The following is an 18576-nucleotide window of genomic DNA, read 5'->3' as shown; positions in this document are numbered from 1 at the left end:
AGCCCAGCCGGGCATAAAGAATTGCGATGCAATTCTAGAGCGAATCCGAATTCCTCGCGCTTCGCGCTCGGCGGCTTTCGCCGCCCGAATTGGTGACATATTCGGGCGGCGAATTAAATTCCTCGCGCTTCGCGCTCAGGCCTCATTTTTTGCTTTTTCGCTCGCGGCCTTGGATGCCCATTCCGAGACCTGTAGAACTGTTTTCCATCGCTTTCCGCGTGCCGCATCCTGTGCAATTCTCAGGGCGGCGCGGATTTGCGCTTCCGTCGCATTCTCGGGTTTCTGGGCGAAGATATCCGGGGTTTCTTCCGGCATTATCTGTCCCCTTTCTGGTCGTTTTTTGGAATGATTAGGAAGGTATCAGAGGGAGTCCCGAACATGCAAATAGGCCCCCTCCGGAGAGGGGGCCTATCGCGTTTTTCCAGGTCAGACCGCGTCGCCCTGATCGGCTCCTTCCTTGCTTTCCTCTCGCTTCGTGAGTCCACGCTGCTCGTAGAACGTGATGAGCTGGCCCAGCGTGAACTTCTCGGTGCCGTCCATCTCGATTCCGGTCGGAAATCCAGTGGTTTCCCTGCGCCGCTTGTGCTGGCGGATCAGGCTCGCTTCGATCTCGTAGCCGCAGGCCTGCATCTCGCGGGCGATCTCGGCGATCGTGAGGAGCCTGGGGGCCTCCAGGGGGTCCTCAGCGGCCTCGGGGGCGCCCTGCCCGGGGATGAGCCTGAGCCTGTCACGCGGGGCCGTCACATCGCCTGTCACGCCACCCTGGTGTGTGACACCGTGACCTGCGGTTTCGTACATGAGACCCCCCTCAGGAGCCCCGATCGGGCCGTTGGTGCCCGTGTCGCGTGACAGGGGCTCCACCCGGCCCCTGAGGAGCTTCGGGACGCCCCGGGGGCTGACGGCCGGCGGCTCGGTGTAAAGGCCGCGGTCGCTGTAGCCGAAGCGCTCGCGCAGGTCCCGGTAGTACTGGTTATAGAGCTCGATCGATTCGGTTTCGGTGGCGGGGCGCTTTTCGTCACCTTCCCCCGTGGGAACGAAAAGGTACGGCGTCTGGTAGGTGATCGGCCTCCCCTCGCTAACCATGGCCATACGCCCGGCCTTTTCGACGTTCGGGGGCATTACCGTCTTGTTCAGACCGGTGATTCGCTCCCATTGCCGCACGTCGTAGTTCCCGAGAATCTTGAGCCGGAAAAGAGGCTGGAGCGACGTCCCACCGAATTGGTTGTCCTTGAAATCCTGGAACACCGCAATCAAGTGGACGTTCGCGGCCCGACCGAACCGGAGCATGTACGCGACGACGTCCTCCCAAATCGGATCAGCCGCCTGCTCCTTTTCATCCCCGGTCTTGATTCGAATTCGATTCCAGACCGCCCGGAGGAGCCCACTGAGCTCGTTGCTTTCCTCCAGGAAGATGTACAGCGGCGGGAATTCGGTCTCCGTCCCCTGCTCAATTTCAAAGAATCGCGCCGCAGTGACATCGGCCGCCCATTCCAGACCGCGACGCATGTCAATCGCATTGTCTGGATCCTTGTACAGGTGAACCCCGGGAATTCCCTCCAGAGGCTTGAGACTGATGAGCTTCGGGTCGATTCCCACAATGGTTCCGGACTTCATGACCATCTGGACAGCGAGCCACTGGAGGGTCGTCGACTTCCCTCCGCCGGATCCGACCGAGAAGGCCCAGTGCGACAGCTCTCCGGACATCTTCCGAATCACGAGTTCACCGTGCGCGTCCACACCGAGGAGGAACTCCTCGGGCCCGAGAGCGGCCAGCGCCTCTTGAATCCGGGGGTCGGAGAGGTCCACCCGGTCCGGGCACTCGGGCTCGGGGGCCGGGGGCGGAGACGGCGGCTTGTGGGTGTAGATCGCCGAGTACTCGTCGTTCTTGAGGAAGTGCCGGCCCTGCCAGTCGCCCGGCACCCGGGAGTCGATGAGGTTCGCCAGCTCCTGGCGCTCGTGGTCGGTGCCCCTCCACGTCCAGGGCAGCCGGATGGCGATCCGGGCGTCGGGGGCGCGCAGGTCGTCGGACAGCTTCAGCCAGTGCTCGCGCTGCTCCTCCTCGCCCAGCTTCAGGTCGGCCTGGAGGACGGCCCAGATGCGGGGCCCGTACACCGCGTCGTCGGAGAGTCGTCCGGGCCGGGTGCGGCGCGCGAGGGCGACGCAGGGCACGGCGGCCGCTCCGGCGACTGCCCAGCCTTCCGTGGTCCAGGCCGGGACGATCTGCGCGACCACGAGCGATACGCCCGCGATGCGCGCGAGGCCGCGGGCTGCGTACGGCCAGCAGCCCCACGCGCCGAGCACCCGGTACGCGTGCTGCGTGCCGCGTGCCGCGCGGCCGGTCACCCGGGCGGTGGCCAGCGCGACGCGGACGGCGCGGTCCAGGGCTCGCGCCCCGCGCCCCTGGTACCCCTTGACCCACCCGGCGGTGTGCCGGGCCCAGGGGCGCGCCCCGCGCCGCCTCTTCTTGACCAGGCTCACCTTGGGCGGGGCCGCGGCGACGGCCGCCATGGCGGCTTCCTGGTCGGTCGGGCGACGCTTGGGTCGCGTGCGGACGCCCGGCTGCCAGAGGGTCGCGGTACTGGTCGGCCGGCCGTCCAGTTCCCGTCCCGCGACGAACCGGGCGACGGCGCGTACGGCCCCGCCGACGCCCTTGGCGGCGGTGATGGTGCTCTTGGTGGCCTTGACGATGGCGCCGAGGGACTGGGCGAGTGTGCGGGACTCCGGGGAGCTGGTGCGGCGCCACTTGACGATGGCCCAGGCCGTCACGGACAGGAGGAGGGCGGTGCCCCCTCCGATGCCTCCGGTGGTGCCTACGGGGGTGGACGGGCCGGAGGCGGCGGCGACGGCGATGGCGGCGGACGAGATGCTCAGCACGGGGTCCCCTTGGGGTAGGAGTCCCGCCCGGGGCCGGGCGGGACTCAAGGTCTGGTGCCGGGGGTCCGGCGGGGGTGGTGGAGGTGTGGGCTCGGCTAGTCCGTGGCGGTGGCCGAGGCGACGTCGGCTCGGGCGGCGCGGAACGTGCGGGTCACTGTGGAGCGGAAGGTCGGGTCTTCGGCGTCTCGGCCGTGCCTCGTGGCGATCGCTTCCGCGATGACCCGGACGTCCTCGATCCCGGCGGTGACCATGTCCCGGACGTCTGCCGCGATGGACGTGGTGCGCTTCTTCTCGCCCTGGATGACCTTCAGATTCGGGCGGACGCTTTCGGTCTCTTCTGCCTGGTCAGGGGCGGCGTGGGGCGGATACTCGGCGCTGTCCGGGCGGATGGTGGGCTCGTGGTCTCCCGGCGTCGTGGCGTCACCAGCGGACGCAGGAGGGAGGGCGGGGGTGCCCTGGGCGGATCCTGCGGAGAGCGCGGGCGCGGAGGCGGAGGCGATCGGGGCGAACATCCGCTCCAGCGCCACGGTCGCCCCCTGTGTCAGCTTCTCCCGCTGGACGTCCAGCAGCGCTGCCCCCAGGGTCGCGTCACCCGTGCCGACCTTCGCCGCGAGCCGCCATGCCTTCTTCGCCGACCGGGTCCGCGTCCGCTTCTCCGGGTGGGCGGCGGCCCGTGCCTGGTGGTAGGCCAGGTCCCGGACGAGAGTGGCGGACCGGGCCTCCGCCTCCGCGTCGTGGCCATCGACGTGGACGACCGCGAGCCGGGCGAGGTAGCCCACGCTCTCCGCAGCAGCGGTGATCGCCATCGGTGTCAGGGCGTAGACGATGGTCTGTCCGGTCCCCTGGGCGGCGGTGGCACCCATGGTCGCGGCGGCGGCGGGCAGTGCCCACAGGCCGAGCCGGACGATCCGGGGGGCGGAGCGGCCGAACACTGTGGTCACCAGCATCACCAGCGCCAGGACCGCGGTCGCGCCTTCACCGGCGGCCAGCGCGCCAAGGGCGGTCTCCCCGCCGTACTTGTGGCTGAGGTTGGAGTAGGTGCCGACCCCGCCGAGGATGCCGATGCCGACCATGACGGCTGCGGTGATCCCGAGGAGGGCCTTCTTCGCCCACCCGAGCTTCCTCTTCTCCATGTCTGAACTGCCTTCCTTTGTCTCTTGTGACGTCACGGCGTCACGCCGCCACGGATGCATCAAGCGTTTTCTGGGGGACACCCGGGCACGTGGCCGGGTGGGTGGCGCGGACCGTACGAATGAACTCCAGGAGCCCCTCCCCGGTCACAACCTGGGTCGTCTCGCACACGAGGCACTCGTACTTGGCGGCCGGGCGGTGCCCGCACCGGATGGTGAGGGCGCCGGTGATCTGGCGCCCGTCCGGCAGCCGGTAGGCGGTCACGGTGCGGTGGTCCGGGGGATGCGCCGGCCGCAGCGGTCGCAGTCGTACTTCGCGGCGAGCGGCATGCGGGACTGCCGGATGCCGGACGGCTCCGAGGCGGCCATGAGCGGCGCGCAGTCCAGGCAGTAGAAGTAGACCCCAGCCACGTACATGCGCACGGGGTCGCTGCTCTCGGCCGAGAGGTCCGGGTCGATGTCCGGGTGGGTGAACGCGACCGGCTTGCCGAGCTGCCGGGCGTAGGCGATCTCGCTGCGGGTGCTGTCGCCGATGTAGTCGCCGACGATGAACACGAGGTCGGCCCGGCGGATCTTGGCGCGGTGCAGGTGGTCCAGCTCGGTCTTGAGTCGCTCCTTGGCGGCAGGGTCCGGCCACAGGTGGTGGTCGCTCTTGAGGTCGCACGACGGCTTGAGGACGATCCAGCCCTCCGTGGTGAGGATGCGGTCCTGTTCGGCCATCTCGGTCATGAACCGGGTGGACCCGCAGAGGGTGACGGTCCGGAACTCGGGGAGGGTCTCGATGTGCTGCATGGGATGGTCCTTTCGGGTTCGTGACGCCACGGACTCGCGGGTCCGTGGCGTCACCAGACGGCTGGCGCAGGTGGGACTACTTCTTGGGCTTGTGCTGCTTGGGCGTCTCGCGCAGTGCCTTGATCCCGGCGGCGACGGCGATGACGCCGATCCCGATCCCGATCCCGCCGTACGCGAGGGACTGGCCCATCGCGAGAACGGCCGGCGCGGCGACGACCAGGAGCACGGTCGCCGGGGTGCACAGGATCAGCAGCCCCACCGCGACCAACAAGGCGTTGCGGAGCCACGGCGGGATCGGGGTCGTGGGCATCTGGACGACGACGGGCGGCTGGGCGGTCTGCGGGACGTAGACCGGCTGGCCCTGCGGGGTGTACGCCACCATCACGCCGGGCGGAACCTCCATCGGGGCGGGGGTCTGGTGCGGGATGAACGGCTGGAGATCACTCATCGGTCAGCCCTCCATCGGCAGCGCGCGGCAGGTCTCGGCGTGGGTCTGGGCCCAGGTCCTGGCCTCGGTCTCGGACCAGAGGTCCTCGTCCTCCCCGGCGGGGTCGGCCCAGTAGGAGTCGGCCCAGGGCCAGTACTCCGCGGCCGGGCAGCCTCCGCACTCCGCGACGGTCACGCTCACGGCGTCTCCGCTCGCGTCGCAGCCGATCGAGCGGATGGCGACGGGGGCGCCGGCCACCGTGAGGTAGCGCGCCAGAACGGGCGGGGGCTCGGCCGTGCGCTCAACGCTGCCGATCTTGGTCTGGAGCCACGCGGGCAGGGGCATGACGTGTCCTTTCAGGCCGCGGTCGCGGCGGGAGCGGCGTCGCATCCGGGGCAGCAGCCCAGGGACGTCGGGATGGTGTAGGGGTAGGTGATAGCGCAGACCGGACAGGTCCGGCGGGCCCGGAGCATGGCGTCGACTGCTCGTTGGCGGGCGGGGGTCATCGGCCGGACGGGGGCGGCGCGGTCGATGCGGTACAGGTAGGCGGCCCGGACGATGCGGGTGCCGGTGGTCTGGTCGCGGCGGCCGTGCCAGAGGATCTGGGCGGCGATGGCCTGTCCGGCGGGGCGGAGGCCCTGGGCGCGGAGCTGGCGCCGGGTGGCGAGTCCCTCGGGGGCGAGGCGGCGGGGGTAGGTCGGGATGCCGTACCGGTCGCCGGTCGGGTCGTAGAACCGCATCGGGGGCCTCCTTCGCTGGTCAGTGATAGTGCGGTGGTGTCGTGGCGGCGTAAGTTTGTGGCGTCACGACACCACTACGACAGGGGTCCGGGCCTTACTGGGTGTGGCGGGGCGCCGGGGTGTCCGGCAGGTACGGAAGGGCGACTGCGAGGGCCACGGCAGCGGACGCGAGCATCGCGATGACCAGCACCAGGAGCCCCGGCCCGATCGGCGCCCTGCCCGGCATCGCGGCCAGCGCCAGGAGCCCGGTCGCGACCAGGAACGCGCCGATCGGCTTCGCCCACGCCAGGACTGCCAGCACCGGGAGCGTGACGAGCGCCCGCATCAGATGCCGTCCGGGCGGGCCATCGCGCGGCACATCCCGGCGTGCTCCTGCGCCCACTCCCGGGCCGCCTGGTCGGCCGCTTCCACGTCGCGGACCTTGTCGTCGAACGTGAAGCGCTGGATGACCCGCCAGTGGCTGAACTCCTGGATGGCCCCGCATCCCGTGCAGCAGCTGGTCGTGTGGTTTCGGGTCTCGCCGATCCCGTTGTCGGTGGCGTAGTAGCGGCTTCCGTAGGTCAGGTCGACGGTGGCCGTGCCGACCGTGAGGTAGCGGGCGACGACGTCCTTGGGCCAGGTGTTGGTGGTGTTCTGCGAGAACATGAGGGCCTCTTTCGAGTGGTCAGGGTTGGTGTAGTGGCGTCATGAGCTGGTGAGTCCATGACGCCACCACGGGGTAGTTCATTCGTCGTCTTCGGTCGCGCCGCGCATCCCGTTGTCGTCACTCGCGAAGATCGGCTCGTCGGTCTCGTCGTGCATCACCAGGCCCTCCGCTCGTCCGGCACGATCAGCGCGGCCGGGTGGCCGTTGCGCATGTGGTCCACGCAGGCCGGGCAGTCCTCTCGCGGACCCAGGTGCGCGTGCTGGGCGCGGGAGTCGTACGCGTGCTGCCAGCACTGGCGGCACTCGCCCGACGGCGGGTTCAGCGCCTTCTGGCTCGCCATCACCACCACCCCGACGTCTTCTTCTCGCGGCGGGCAGCGGCCTCCTCGTCGACCAGTCGCTGGCGCTCGGCCTCCAGGACTCGAACGTCCGCAGCCGCGTCCTCCTCCGCGCTCTTCCAGATCCGATCCGCCGCACGCTCAGCCATCGGCGCGGACTTCAGCCGCAGGGCCTTCGCGAACGCCACCCCCGTCAAACCCGCGAGCTTGGCCTGCTCTCCCGCAGGGAGAGCAGCGGACTCCTGGGCCCGGATGCGGCCCAGCTTGTTCTTCGCCGCCGCGATCTCGCGGTCCAGCTTCCTCGTGTTCGCCATGATCAGCCCCTCTTTCCTGACTTGTCGTGGGATGAGTTGTCGTTCTGTTCCTTGAGCTGCCGCTTCATCTCGGCGCGCTCGGTGTCGGTCATCACGCCGCCGTCCCGAGCGTGTGGCCGCGGCGGCGGGCGTAGGTCGCCTGGGTGGCCGCGGTCCGGCACGCCTGGCAGCTCTCTCCCTTGGCCAGGTGGCGCCGGTAGCCCTGCGGGGTCCCGCACTGGGTGGCCCCCTTGCGGGTTCCACCCGGCCTGAGCTCGGCGGGGAACCACTCTCGGATGCGGTCCTTGGAGAGGCGGAGGCGCTTCGCGACGCCACTGACGGTCGCTCCGTGGGCGATCAGGATTCGGGCCGCCTCACGCAGCTCGGCCATGGTCATGCCCTCGGGGCGGCTGTCGTTGACCGCCCGCTCGATCGCGATGAGGTCGAGCGGGCCCCGGGTCGTGGAGGTGGTCACCACCTGGATGTAGCTACGATCCGACACAGGATCGCTCCCTTCTATGCAGGTAGACGGGGTGGTCTCAGGCCCTGGGGCAGGCGGTAGGACGCCGACCCTGGGGCCGCTCTGGTCTAGCGAACGGCTCCACCATGACAGGGATTGTGGCACAATTCAAGCGGTGGCAACGCAATGAAAAAAATGAAGCCACCGAAGAAGGCAAAAGTGCCGCACAGTGATACGTTGTGTGGTGATCGAACGTGAGTCGCCAACGACTCTTCACTCAAGGAGGGGCCCAATGACCAGCGAGAAGCCCACACTGTCCAGCACCATCGCGGCCCTACGCGCCGTCGTGACGGCCCAGGAGCCCGGCACCGCCCTGCCGTCCGAAACCGCACTGGCCGCTGAGATCGGGAGCACCCGGACCCTGGTGAACAGCGCGGTTGGTCAGCTCATGTCAGAAGGCCGCCTAATCCGCCAGGGAAAGAAGGCAATCGTGCAGCCGATCAAGACGATCCTGCGGCAGGTACCCACCCGTTACACCGCTACGTACCGAGAGGCCCATGGGGCCCATGGCGCGTTTGACGCCGAGGTCCGCGAGCACGGGATGCAACCCCGGTGGACCACCCAGCCGTCCCAGGGGCCCGCGCCCCAGACTGTGGCTCACCTGCTGGGCATCGAAGCTGGCGACGAGGTCACCATTCGGTCCCGCCAGATGTTCGCCGACGATGTACCCGTCCAGATTGCGGACACCTACATCCCCGCCGACGTCGCTACCGCCGCAGGGGTGACCAGCGTCGACAGTGGCACCGGCGGAATCATCAGCAGGATGAGCGACACCCAGGAGCGGCAGTCGTCCGTCACCGAGACGATCCAGGTCCGCGTGCCGTCCGAGGATGAGCAGCAGACTCTCGGCCTGCCCGCCGACGCCCGCGTCTACGTGTTGACCCACGTCGGTCGCACCGCCGAGGGCCGCGCGGTTGAGGTAACCGTGCACGTCATGCCGGTTCACCTGTGGGACCTGTCCTACACCTGGGACCTCAGCTGACCCCACCGGCGAAAGCCCGCTCATAAAGCACAAAAAGCCGCAAGCCCTACCCGGGCTCTCAATCAGGGTTCGAAGCCTGAGAGCGAGTCGAAGTCCCGGAGAAGGGCTACGCGGCGACCACGCAAGGTCTGCTGCCGAGTGTAAGCCAGAGGCCGGAGGAAATCTCCTCCGCCTCTGGCTGCTGTCTCGAACAGCCACTCTCGCGGCGGGCCGCAGGAAAGGACTGCTGTGCCCCCGAAGCCGCAGACTCAGGAGTCTGCTGACATCCCTCAGCAAAAGCCGAAGCGCGGTCGCGTGCGCACCCTGGAGCGGGGCGGCGTCCCGCCCGGGTGCCGCGCGATCGCCGGTATGAAGAAGGGGTGGTTCTACCAGGAAACCACCCGTGCGATCCTTCACCAGCCTGACGCGGACGGGACGCCGACCGTGATCGGGTACGTTCCCGAGATCACCGCGACGATCGCGCACTACACGGACGACGGCGAGTACATCCGAACCGAGTTCCTGGCCCGGGGGAAGCGCCAGCGGAACCCCCGCATCCTGTCCGAGGACGAGCTGGACCGTGGCACGTGGGCCGCGAAGTGCGGGCAGCGCCGGCCGACCGGCAACGATGAGCGGCACGCGTTCGCCCGGATCATGCGGGAGGAGGGCGACAAGGCCGAGGAGGTCCCCGCCCGGACCTACTACAACGAGGCCGGGGACCTCGTTTTCCCGGAGGCCCACGCCCAGACTCTCGGGTATCGGATGCTCCGCGGCACCGAGCAAGAGGCTCGCGACGCGTGGGAGGAGATCGGGTACTGGACCACGGAGTGCGGAAAGTCCGCGCTGGTCCAGGGCGCGATGTTCGCCGGGCCGGTGCTCGACTCGCTGGACGTCCTTGCCCACATGGTCAACTGCTTCGGGCCCGGCCAGCAGGGCAAGTCCACGATCCTGACGATCTGTGCGGGAACGTTCGGGGACATCAAGCCCCGCCGTCAGCAGCTCATGATCACGTGGAACGCGTCGAAGCAGGGCATTACCCAGTCCCTTCGCCAGCGCGGGTTCCTCCCTCTGTGCCTGGATGAGCACTCCTCCTCGGGCAGGAAGATTCAGGAGTCCTCGCGGGAGATCTCCCAGATGGTGGCGGGGGCGATCCGGTCCATGGGCACCGCGGACGGTGCCCCCCGCGAGTCGGACGGGTTCTGGCTGTCCTGCGCGGTCTCCTCCTCGAACGAGCCGCTGAAGCACGAGGGTCAGACCGAGGATCTGGCGACCCGGTTGCAGGAGTTCCAGGCCCCTTTCTTCCCGGACAAGATGCTGCTGGCCGATGGAAGTCCGGCGCCCGCGGGGCACAAGGGTGCCGAGCACGTGTCCAAGCGGCTCAAGCGGCTCGCGAAGGGGTACGGCGGCTGGCCGCTGGAATGGGCCATCCGCAAGGGAATGTTCCGCACCGAGAACCTCCGCCGGATCAAGGAACGTCACCTGGAGCTGTGCGCGAAGCACCGGCCGGCGTCCGGCGGAATCGCCGCCACGATCGCCGAGCTGCACATGGTGTGGGTCGTCGGCGCCTACATGCTCGGGGAAGCCATCGGCGTCCCCGAGATCGGCGTGGCGGCCGAGAAGGAGGCCGCGGCCCGGCTGACGGAGGCGATCGTCCGTGCCGACGAAGCGAACGTACCGGACCACGAGAAGCTGTGGTCCGCCCTTGACTCCCTCCGTATCGAGAAGAGCGCGTTCCCCGACATCGACAAGTTGCCCGCCGCAGCCGAGGAAGGGTTCCGGCGGCTGCGGGGGTTCCTCAACCCCGAGACCGGCGAGTGGTGGGTCGTCAATCCCGTCGTTCAGGAAGCCGCCGTCCAGGCCGGGGTCGACAACCTCACGGCAGCACTTCAGGCCCTGGACACCCTTCAGATCCACATCCGGGGTACTGGCAAGAACGCTCAGAGGAAGCTTCCCCAGTCGATCCGGAAAGCCGGGCTGGGCGAGCGGATGCACTGCTTCAACACGCTCAGGGCCGCTGAAATCCTCTCCCCTGACGACGACTCCGAGGGTGGCCCCAACAACGTCTTTAGTGACGAGTTCCCGGGTGGGGCGACCCCCCAGGGCGACCCTGGGGCGACCGGGGTCGCCCCGGAAAGCAACGCTCTGACCTGCACCGGGGCGACCGGGGCGACCGGGGCGACCCCTTGGCTCTTCGACTTCTCTATGGAGAGTGACACTGGCTCCGGGGAGGAGCCCTTCGGGCCGGTGGCTCCTGGTGTCGCGGCGCCGCGACTTCATGACGTCACCAGCCCGGTTCAAGCTCCGCCCCGGCCCACTGCTCCGCCCCGGATCGTGTTCCCGAGGGCCGCCGAGCTCGTGGAGGACAAGGCGTTCGCCGCCCTGGCCTCACGGGCGACGGGGCGCACCCTGTCCGCGACCAGGTTCGGTGTGCTGGGCGACGGCGTCCTGCATCTGCCCAACCGCGAGCCGGTGAAGGTAGCGGTGCCCCGCAGCGTCGACGACGTCCCCGCCCTGGTAGCCGCGTACGGGCTCAAGACCCTGTGGGTCCATCAGGACGCTCTGGCCTCCATGGGTCTGCCGACCTTCGAGGAGCGGCGGGTCCTCGGCACCGCCCAGGCCCGCGCGGAGCGGGGGCTCAGCCCCGAGGACCCCGTGCCCGCCCCTGGGGCAATGAACCCGGTGGCCCACCCATGGGTAGTGCCGTCTCCTGGATCTCCTGTCGCCGCAGTACGCCCGGCCGGGCTCACCGCGTGGATGACGTTGATCCTGGTCGACGAGAACGCGCAGGATCAGCGGGTGACCGTGGCTGTGCCCGCCTACGAGCACCGGTTCGACAAGGCGAAGCAGCCCGGCCGGGGCGGCTGGGGCGGGGCCGAGACACCGGAGGTCCTGCTGGACGCGCTGATGGTCTATCTGATGTCCACGCTGCACGGCCCGAGCGAGCGGCCCAAGGTCGTGCCCTACTTCCAGGGCCCGAACCAGACCGGCGAGGACTTCGCCGGCGGAAAGGGCCGGACCGAGGTCCTGTGCCAAGCCATCCGGGACGGAGCCGTGCCCCCGGCCGCCCAGGGATTGCGCACCGTGCCGCTGATGGTCCCGCAGCAGTGGCACCGCGAGCCGACGCCTGCCGAGCGGGCGGGCGGCTGGCTCCACCGGTACGACAAGACCGCGGCGTGGCTCGCCGCGTACGGGCCGACGAAGCTCGGCATCGGCGAGCCGACCCACGGCGGTGAAGGGACCCAATTCACGAAGGCGCACGCCGGGTACTGGCGGCTGGCCGACGTCCCCGGCACCGGCCCGGAGGGCCTGCCTCAGTTCCAGTTCCGTGAGGTCGAAGGCGGCGGGTACTGGCTGCCGACGCCGAGCGTGGAACTCCTGATGGAGACCTACCCGACGTGGACTCCGAAGGTGCTGGAGTCGTGGCACTGGGAGACGTCCCGCGCTGCCCTGTCCGGGATGTACAAGCTGATGGCAACCAGTCGCAACCGGATCGTGGCCGCGATGGAGGAAGGACGGCCGGGCGGAAAGTGGGCGAAGCAGGTGCACGGCCGGATCTACCAGTCGTTCCGTGGCTACCTGAGCCGCAAGGAGCACAAGACCGACCACGCCACCGGCGGTGACTGGCAGAAGGACGTCTACTTCCGTCCCGACTGGGCTCACATGCTGATGGCCCACGCGACCGCGAACCTGTACCGGAACCTGGCCAAGTTCGCCAATGAGGACGGACGACTCCCGCTCAGTGTCTACGTGGACGCCGCTACCTACGTGAGCGACTCCGCCGACCCCACGCAGGCACGGCCCGCGTCCATGCAGATCGGCTCCGCAGGCGGCACCTGGAGCATCGAGGGGCAGGCACCCATGGCCGAGCTCCTTCCGCTCCTGGACGACCCCACCCACAAGACCGGCGCACATGGCGCGCTGGACCGGTACCTGTCCGAGCGAGGGAAGTGACCCATGGCCAAGTGGTGGAAGTTCGGGCTCGGGAAGAAGACCGAGGAACCCGCAGCAGCACCTCCGGAGAGCCCGGCTCCCGCACCAGCTCCGGAGCCGGTACGGGAACCCGCCCCCGCCCCGGAGCCCGTACGGGAGTCGAAGCCTGGACTCTTTGCCCGTCTGTTCGGCCGGGCGAAGAAGGGCATGGCCGAACAGCCCGAAGAGCAGCCGGAGCGGGAGGAGCGGGAGGAGACCCCCGCCCCTGAGGAAGTCGACGAAGGCGTCGCCGGGCCCCCGCCCGCTCCGCCACGTGAGTACCCGCCCTTCCTTCACGTCTCGGCCAGCGGGATCTGGGTGATCTCGGACACCGAGTGGGAAGGGACCATGTCCGGGACCCTCCACGGGGCCGATGTCAGGGAGTTCATCGATGCGATGGAGGCCGAGGATGGGCCGAAGTACGGCATCGCGATCCCGCTCATCGCCGACGCCTACGGGATCCCCGGCCACCTGATCAACATGGACCGGTCGGGGGTCTACTCAGTGACCTACTGATCCATGGCATGGGGGAGGGCCCGCACCATGTGGTGCGGGCCCTCCCCCATGCCATGGATCAGGGGAGATCCGCCCATGCGTCCCTGAACGGCTGGAGACGGCCGGTCAAGTCCCCAGGGTCTCCGTCCAGCACGAGCATGACGTAGTCGATGACCACGGCCGCGAGCCCTGCTGACGCATGGTGGTAATCGGGCACGGGCTCGTCCGCGACGTCAGGCTGGGCGCTCTCGGCCCACATCTCCAGCGCGCGAATGAGCGTGTCTTCGAGGGCCGCAGCATGATCGCGGCGGCCCGCTTCCTCTCCTGTCTGCTCCTCCGCGACCGCGACGCTCCGCACCAGGAGTCGCATCAGGTCCGCCAGGAGGTAGCGCATCGGCGGATGGCCGACCGCTTCGAGCCGGTCCATCGCGTCGCGGTCCGAGTCGTGGGCTGCGACCACGTACTCAAGAGCGCGGGTCATCTGAGCCTGGGTCATCAGCGGCTTGGCAGTCATGGGGCCACCGTAGGTGGTGTCCGCCCGTGGCCGTGCCCACTTGGTCGAACCGGGCCGCCTTTCTGCATATGTGGCGCCATGCAATCGTGACGCCACCAAGGCATACCCTGCTGTCACCACTACGAGGAGGCCCGATGGCACGACGCATCGCAATCGGCAACAACAAAGGCGGGGCCAAGAAGTCCACCCACACCGTCCGTCTCGCCGAGGCCCTGGCAAAGGCGGGGAAGGTAGTCGGTGTCGCCGAAATGGACCCCCAGGGCAACGCATCACGGCGGCTCGGGTACAAGGACGACCCCAGCAAACTCACGGTGTCGGAAGCGATCGCGGCGAACGCCGAGGGCGTCGCCGCCCAGGTCTGGCACCCGATCGGCTGGCAGACCGAGTACGCCGACCGCATCACCCTGCTGCCCGCCCGCCACACCCTGGAAGACCGCGCGCTGGAAGCCGGACAGCGCGGCGCCTACCGCCGGTTCGCCAAAGCCCTGCACGGCGCCGACGACCACCTGGACTACCTGCTGATCGACTGTCAGCCGTCCTTCGGTCACCTGACCCAGATGGCGCTGGCCGCGGCCCACTACGCCGTCGCCAGCACCGAGTGCGAGCACGATTGCATCGGCGGGGCCGTCAAGTACCGGGACTTCGTCGCGGATGCCGGGATCGACCTCGCCAACCCCGACCTGGAGTTCCTCGGGATCATCGTCGGGGAGTACGACCAGCGAGTCCCTGACCAGCGCGACCAGGTCGCCGGGGTTCGCGAAATCTTCGGGGACGCAGTCTGGGGCGTGATCCCCCAACGGGCGGTCATCGCCTACGCCGACGGACAGGCTCTCCCCCTGGACCAGGTCCCCAGGAGCGGCCCGTCCCGGGCCGCGTTCGAGCTCCTGGCCGAACGACTCATGAAGGAGGTACCCGCATGACCCGCCGTAAGGCCAACATCCCTGCGGCCACATCCCCGCTCGCCCCTCCGATCCTCACTCCAAGCACCGACCGTCTCAAGGTCGGGGAGGCCGCGGAGCCCGAAGCGACCCCGCGCCTCCGGGCGCCGGCCGCAGCCGGGCGGACCCGCGGTGGCCGGCGCCCGCCGCCCGCAGCTGCCGACGCCGTGCCGACGACGATCCGGTTCGACCCCGAGGAGGCCGCGGCGGTCGACTTCTTCGTGTTGGAGCTGAGGGAGGACGCCGGGCGGCGGACGCTGGACAAAGCCGAGGTTTTCAGGGAGCTGATCCGGCTGGCTCAGGAGCACGAGCCGACCAAGCGTGCGCTGCTGCGGCGGCTGCGCTGAGGCTGCCCCGAAGCGCCATGCGGATGCTCCCCTTCCCTTGCCATCCTGTACGGAAGTCCGTACAGTCATGGATGTACGGACTTCCGTACACCAACCCGCAAGGGAAGGAGAGCTCTGCATGGACATCAACTTCCGCGAAGGCCCCGAGGCCTCCATCACCGGCGGCACCGACGTCGTCATCAGCCTCACCCCCCAGGAGGCACGCGCCATCGGCGGCGAACTCGGCCCCCTGGCCGACGCCATGAGCGGCGCGCTGTGGGCCCTGGCGATCCTCCGCACCGGGCAGGTCCCGGCCGACCAGGACGCACACCCCGACGCCCGCCCCACACGGGAAGCCACCCCCGCCACCTGGGCCACCGCCATCGCGGACCTGGACCAGCGGCTCATGCCCCGCCTCCAGGGCATCCGCGACGCCGCCGTCCGCGCCCACACCAACAGCGGCGGCAGCGTCGGCGGCCTCGCCCGCGCGATGGGCGTCGCCTCCCGGTCCACCGCCCAATACCGCCGAGACACCCTCCAGGACACCCCGCCCAGCCCCATGGAGATCTGGGCCACCACCGGCACGACGCCGGGGGACTGACGGATGGGGTGGCCGCCACTGCCAGGCGCCGGCCACCCCGTCCACTCCCGCCCAAGACACGAGACAGGAGACCACCATCATGACCGAGACCTCCCAGGCCACCCGCCACACCGCCGACATCGTGATCGTCGACACCGACCGCAACATCCTGCTGATCGAGCGCAGCTACGCCCCCTACCCGGGCCACTGGGCCCTGCCCGGCGGGCACGTCGACACCGGCGAGACCCCGCTGGAAGCTGCCGGGCGCGAGCTGCGCGAGGAGACCGGGCTCCTGGTCCCGGCCGCCGACCTCCGCCACATCGGCACCTGGGGCACCCCCGGCCGAGACCCCCGAGGCCACTACGTCACCCACGCCTACCTCGCCGTCGTCCGGCCGGGCATGTCGACCACCGCCGGAGACGACGCACGCCGAGCCGAGTGGTGGCCTCTGGACGCCATGCCGGGACAGCTCGCCTTCGACCACGCCGACATCATCGCCGCCGCGGCGAACACCCTCTGATCACGTCACCACACCAGGAAGGACCACCCCCATGGGCATCCAGTACTACAGCGCTCAGGTCAACCTCTCTGACGGCGGCGACATGATCACCATCTGGCACGACACCGCCGGACGCCCGGGCATGCCCGCACGAGAGGTCCGGAAGAACGCGGAGCGGTACGCGCTGAAGCAGGTCCCCGGCGCCCGAGTCATCGGCTCCAGGGTCACGACGGACGGGAAGATCCACTAGTCACCCGACCAACCAGAAGGGCTCGTCCACGGACGGGCCCTTTTCTGTGCCCTGCGGGAGAAAAGTCTGCACTGCAACAGGCACTGCAACACAGGCAGCGTTGCGCCCCTGACCTGCGGAAACACCGTCGCCCATACCCCGTACACCCTGTTGCGGCCGGACCCTTTATGGTGTCGTGGCGTTGCGGCGTCGTGACGTCACAAAGAGGCTTGCGCAATGCGCACGCCTATGCCATCCTCTTCTTAGTGCACAAAGCGCACACCGACCTTCAGGAGGGGCCCACCATGTCCGTCACCGTCACCAAGACCTCCGGCCGCACAGCACAGATCACCTGGACCGCAGACGACGACCTCCAGGGCTACCTGGACCGCGCCGTCGAGAGCGACCAGCTCGCCGACGCGCTTCAGTCCCTGGGGCAGCCGGTCCTGCACGGCACCCCGGACCAGATCCTGACCCAGGCCCAGCACACCGCGACCCTTGCCCGGCTGCTGGAGCGCCGGGCGGCCTCCCAGGTCGTCCAACTCCGCGACATCCACGGCCTGTCCTGGCGCAAGATCGCAGCAGCCATCCTGGACGCCCCCGAGAAGCAGTCCAGCGTCCGCCGCATGTACGAGAGCGGCCGTCGCCAGAGCGGCTCCATCACCGGCGGCACCTACGGCGGCGAAAACCGCGGGATCGAGGGCGGCACCTTCCATGGCGACGTCCACATGCCCGCCACCGACCAGTAAACCCGCCAAGGATCAGCCCCCACCAAACCCACTCGAGAAGGGAGAAGGCCAGCATGCCCGACACTGCCACCCTCTTCGCCACCACGTTCATCACCCTGCACATCGGACACTCAGTCGGGGACCACTGGGTCCAGTCCTCCTGCCAAGCTGCCACCAAGGGCCTGCCTGGCAGGGCTGGCCGCCTCGCCTGCGGCCGACACATCCTGGGCCTCACCCTGACCAAAGCCCTGGCCCTGATCCCCTCCCTCCTCATTCTCGACCTCACCGTGACCGCCCTTGGCCTGACCCTCGGCCTCGGCCTGGACGCCGCTTCGCACTACTGGGCCGATCGTCGCACCACCCTGGCGAAACTCGCCCAGACCTGCGGGAAGGCCGAGTTCTACAGCCTCGGCACACCGACCCACCCGGCCCACCCGGTCACGGTCGCGGGCACCCCAGCCGCCACCCTCGGAACCGGGGCCTACGCCCTGGACCAAAGCTGGCACACCCTCTGGCTCGGCATCGCCTCACTCATCATCGCGACCACCTGACACCCACATCCCGGACCGGTAGGCGCTGCCCCCTGACAGGGGGGCAGCGCCTACCGCGCTGGCGCTCTCCCCACCGCCGGGCCCCGTGCCCCCTCACACGCCACCACCGTTGACCCGGCATGACCACCCCCTCAGCCACCCTGGTTCGACTGTGCGCCACCGGCGACCTACCCTCCCTCCAGAACTTCTTCGACACCCTCCTCGCCACGATCGGCGCCCAAGGACACCTCCACCCGGCATACGACGCCCTAGACCGTGCCCTCTGCTCGGGCCTGGCAGCCCGGTACGGGACAAAGCCCGAGCCCGGCCGGGCACAGATCGCGGCCGAGCTCGTCCTCACCACCCTGGGCCCTTCTTCCCGCGTACGCGCAGCCGTCCGGCGCGCGGCCGCCGGCGACCCCCGCGGCCTCACCTCGCTCGTATCCGCCGAGGAGCGAGTGCTCGCATTCGCCGCCACCTGCGCCGCCCTGGACCAAGCAACAAACTGACCAGCTCCTGGCGTGCCCCCCGAACTCGGGAGGGGGCACGCTCACGCCGGGGGGGACGAGGCAAACCCTCCTGACCTGCGGTTATCCACCCCGTGCCCCCGAACCCGCCCCCCCGTGCCCCCCGAACTCGGGAGGGGGCACGCTCACGCCGGGGGGCACGGGGCAAACCCTCCTGACCTGCGGTTATCCACCCCGTGCCCCCCGTGCCCCCCGTGCCCCCCGAGTTTTGGCTCCCCTCTAGGCGCTGGCGCCGTTCGTAGTACCAGCGTCGCCCATACGGACCAGGAAGCCGGACCGGGGCGCCTCCCGCAGCAAATGAAACAGGGATAAACCCCTAATTCCCGAATTCACTAAACATGAATTCTCAAAACGGTCCCCCTTGGGATGAATCACACTCACCCCAAGAGATTCATCCGGAATTCTCTTAAGAAACCCCTGAGTTTCGGTGGCATTCGCTTCGCGAATTTGGCCCTTTTCTCCTTCGGAGAAAACAACCGAGCCCTATTGGCGCATCGCGCCAAATAGTGCCCGGCTGTGAG

General features: G+C 69.1%; 23 protein-coding genes and 1 pseudogene. 12 read left to right on the top strand and 12 right to left on the bottom strand.

Annotated features, from left to right (window positions below; all coding sequences use genetic code 11):
• A partial coding sequence (locus ACF08W_RS34670) for a hypothetical protein (RefSeq protein ID WP_392281738.1) occupies positions 1-349 on the top strand: 349 nt, incomplete at its 5' end.
• A 77-nt stretch (positions 350-426) separates the two neighbouring features.
• Here the strand turns inward: ACF08W_RS34670 and ACF08W_RS34665 are convergent.
• From ACF08W_RS34665 to ACF08W_RS34615, 11 genes and pseudogenes are all read right to left on the bottom strand, one after another.
• Positions 427-2874, bottom strand: a complete 2448-nt coding sequence (locus tag ACF08W_RS34665; protein ID WP_392281737.1) for a hypothetical protein — start codon at positions 2872-2874, stop codon at positions 427-429.
• A 95-nt stretch (positions 2875-2969) separates the two neighbouring features.
• On the bottom strand, positions 2970-4007 hold the full coding sequence (locus ACF08W_RS34660) for a conjugal transfer protein (RefSeq protein ID WP_392281736.1): 1038 nt from the start codon (positions 4005-4007) through the stop codon (positions 2970-2972).
• Positions 4008-4451: 444 nt separating this feature from the next.
• Positions 4452-4796, bottom strand: a pseudogene (locus ACF08W_RS34655) (hypothetical protein); the annotation flags it as partial.
• 76 nt (positions 4797-4872) lie between these two features.
• On the bottom strand, positions 4873-5244 hold the full coding sequence (locus ACF08W_RS34650; protein ID WP_392281735.1) for a hypothetical protein: 372 nt from the start codon (positions 5242-5244) through the stop codon (positions 4873-4875).
• Between the two features lie 3 nt (positions 5245-5247).
• On the bottom strand, positions 5248-5568 hold the full coding sequence (locus tag ACF08W_RS34645) for a hypothetical protein (protein ID WP_392281734.1): 321 nt from the start codon (positions 5566-5568) through the stop codon (positions 5248-5250).
• A gap of 11 nt (positions 5569-5579) precedes the next feature.
• Entirely contained in the window at positions 5580-5963 is a 384-nt protein-coding gene (locus tag ACF08W_RS34640) for an RRQRL motif-containing zinc-binding protein (RefSeq protein ID WP_392281733.1), read from the bottom strand.
• Positions 5964-6057: 94 nt separating this feature from the next.
• The gene (locus tag ACF08W_RS34635) at positions 6058-6288 is read right to left on the bottom strand and encodes a hypothetical protein (RefSeq protein WP_392281732.1); all 231 of its coding nucleotides are present in this window, start codon (positions 6286-6288) and stop codon (positions 6058-6060) included.
• Positions 6288-6608, bottom strand: a complete 321-nt coding sequence (locus ACF08W_RS34630) for a hypothetical protein (RefSeq protein WP_392281731.1) — start codon at positions 6606-6608, stop codon at positions 6288-6290. The genes ACF08W_RS34635 and ACF08W_RS34630 overlap by 1 nt, the downstream gene beginning before the upstream one ends.
• Positions 6609-6763: 155 nt before the next feature.
• The gene (locus ACF08W_RS34625) at positions 6764-6949 is read right to left on the bottom strand and encodes a pRL2-8 (RefSeq protein WP_392281730.1); all 186 of its coding nucleotides are present in this window, start codon (positions 6947-6949) and stop codon (positions 6764-6766) included.
• Complete coding sequence (locus ACF08W_RS34620; RefSeq protein ID WP_392281729.1) at positions 6949-7260, bottom strand: hypothetical protein; 312 nt, start codon at positions 7258-7260, stop codon at positions 6949-6951. Before ACF08W_RS34620 ends, ACF08W_RS34625 begins: the two co-directional genes overlap by 1 nt.
• 91 nt (positions 7261-7351) lie before the next feature.
• On the bottom strand, positions 7352-7741 hold the full coding sequence (locus ACF08W_RS34615) for a hypothetical protein (protein ID WP_392281728.1): 390 nt from the start codon (positions 7739-7741) through the stop codon (positions 7352-7354).
• Positions 7742-7991: 250 nt separating this feature from the next.
• Between ACF08W_RS34615 and ACF08W_RS34610 the strand changes: the two genes are divergently transcribed.
• The 3 genes from ACF08W_RS34610 (at position 7992) to ACF08W_RS34600 (ending at position 13205) form a co-directional block, all read left to right on the top strand.
• A complete protein-coding gene (locus tag ACF08W_RS34610; RefSeq protein WP_392281727.1) occupies positions 7992-8741 on the top strand; it encodes a GntR family transcriptional regulator in 750 nt (249 codons plus the stop codon).
• A 294-nt stretch (positions 8742-9035) separates the two neighbouring features.
• On the top strand, positions 9036-12671 hold the full coding sequence (locus ACF08W_RS34605) for a DUF927 domain-containing protein (RefSeq protein WP_392281726.1): 3636 nt from the start codon (positions 9036-9038) through the stop codon (positions 12669-12671).
• Positions 12672-12674: 3 nt separating this feature from the next.
• Entirely contained in the window at positions 12675-13205 is a 531-nt protein-coding gene (locus tag ACF08W_RS34600) for a hypothetical protein (protein ID WP_392281725.1), read from the top strand.
• A 58-nt stretch (positions 13206-13263) separates the two neighbouring features.
• On the opposite strand, the gene ACF08W_RS34595 is transcribed toward ACF08W_RS34600, so the two are convergent.
• On the bottom strand, positions 13264-13698 hold the full coding sequence (locus tag ACF08W_RS34595; RefSeq protein WP_392281724.1) for a hypothetical protein: 435 nt from the start codon (positions 13696-13698) through the stop codon (positions 13264-13266).
• 134 nt (positions 13699-13832) lie between these two features.
• On the opposite strand from ACF08W_RS34595, the gene ACF08W_RS34590 reads away from it, so the two are divergent.
• The 8 genes from ACF08W_RS34590 (at position 13833) to ACF08W_RS34555 (ending at position 18037) form a co-directional block, all read left to right on the top strand.
• Positions 13833-14618 carry a ParA family protein gene (locus tag ACF08W_RS34590; protein ID WP_392281723.1) on the top strand — a complete coding sequence of 262 codons (786 nt, stop codon included), beginning with the start codon at positions 13833-13835 and terminating at the stop codon, positions 14616-14618.
• Positions 14615-14983 carry a hypothetical protein gene (locus ACF08W_RS34585; protein WP_392281722.1) on the top strand — a complete coding sequence of 123 codons (369 nt, stop codon included), beginning with the start codon at positions 14615-14617 and terminating at the stop codon, positions 14981-14983. Before ACF08W_RS34590 ends, ACF08W_RS34585 begins: the two co-directional genes overlap by 4 nt.
• Before the next feature lie 118 nt (positions 14984-15101).
• Positions 15102-15563, top strand: a complete 462-nt coding sequence (locus tag ACF08W_RS34580) for a hypothetical protein (RefSeq protein WP_392281721.1) — start codon at positions 15102-15104, stop codon at positions 15561-15563.
• Between the two features lie 79 nt (positions 15564-15642).
• Positions 15643-16062: an NUDIX domain-containing protein gene (locus ACF08W_RS34575; RefSeq protein ID WP_392281720.1), complete on the top strand. Its 420-nt coding sequence runs from the start codon at positions 15643-15645 to the stop codon at positions 16060-16062.
• Between the two features lie 31 nt (positions 16063-16093).
• Positions 16094-16291 carry a hypothetical protein gene (locus ACF08W_RS34570; protein WP_392281719.1) on the top strand — a complete coding sequence of 66 codons (198 nt, stop codon included), beginning with the start codon at positions 16094-16096 and terminating at the stop codon, positions 16289-16291.
• A 284-nt stretch (positions 16292-16575) separates the two neighbouring features.
• On the top strand, positions 16576-17019 hold the full coding sequence (locus tag ACF08W_RS34565) for a hypothetical protein (protein WP_392281718.1): 444 nt from the start codon (positions 16576-16578) through the stop codon (positions 17017-17019).
• Positions 17020-17072: 53 nt separating this feature from the next.
• Complete coding sequence (locus ACF08W_RS34560; RefSeq protein ID WP_392281717.1) at positions 17073-17549, top strand: transcriptional regulator; 477 nt, start codon at positions 17073-17075, stop codon at positions 17547-17549.
• A 119-nt stretch (positions 17550-17668) separates the two neighbouring features.
• Entirely contained in the window at positions 17669-18037 is a 369-nt protein-coding gene (locus ACF08W_RS34555) for a hypothetical protein (RefSeq protein ID WP_392281716.1), read from the top strand.
• Positions 18038-18576: the final 539 nt, after the last annotated feature.

Origin of the sequence: Streptomyces sp. NPDC015144, from assembly GCF_043079735.1 — a bacterium.
Classification (GTDB): Bacteria; Actinomycetota; Actinomycetes; order Streptomycetales; family Streptomycetaceae; genus Streptomyces.
This window is presented reverse-complemented; position numbering and strand designations above follow the sequence as displayed.